This window comes from Onishia niordana, assembly GCF_004798965.1.
Taxonomy (GTDB): Bacteria; Pseudomonadota; Gammaproteobacteria; order Pseudomonadales; family Halomonadaceae; genus Onishia; species Onishia niordana.
This window is the reverse complement of sequence record NZ_SDSD01000034.1, coordinates 1-342: the sequence shown is the minus strand read 5'-3', so window position 1 is coordinate 342 and position 342 is coordinate 1. Positions and strand designations below refer to the sequence as shown.

The window sequence follows — 342 nt, the reverse complement described above, 5'->3', positions numbered from 1 at the left end:
CGGTATAGACATTATTTCCGCTATTCAAGTGCCTAATTTCATCTTGGAGTTTATTGCAACTAACAATTGGTGGCTTTTGACAGCCTACATTTTACTGACTTTATTATCCATGTTTATTGGATACCGTCTAATTTTTGTTCTGCCGCTCATGATTTTGCAGCAGAAAAAACTTAGGACCTCATTGAGTGTCAGCTGGCAGATGAGCAAAGGAAAATTTAAAGTTTTCTTTTTCCGCTTTATAGCAATTTTCATCAGTTTACTGGCTTCTTTCTGGGTAATCAGTCAACTCTTGATTCTGTTGCAATCCGCAATTGATCATCACATGCCTCAAATAGCGTTAGC

1 protein-coding gene is annotated in these 342 nt (G+C 37.4%); it reads left to right on the top strand.

Features of this window, described 5'->3' with window-relative positions; all coding sequences use genetic code 11:
- Positions 1 to 342, top strand: a 342-nt coding sequence (locus ETC27_RS17840) for a glycerophosphoryl diester phosphodiesterase membrane domain-containing protein (protein ID WP_205742767.1), incomplete at both ends; no start/stop codon positions are given.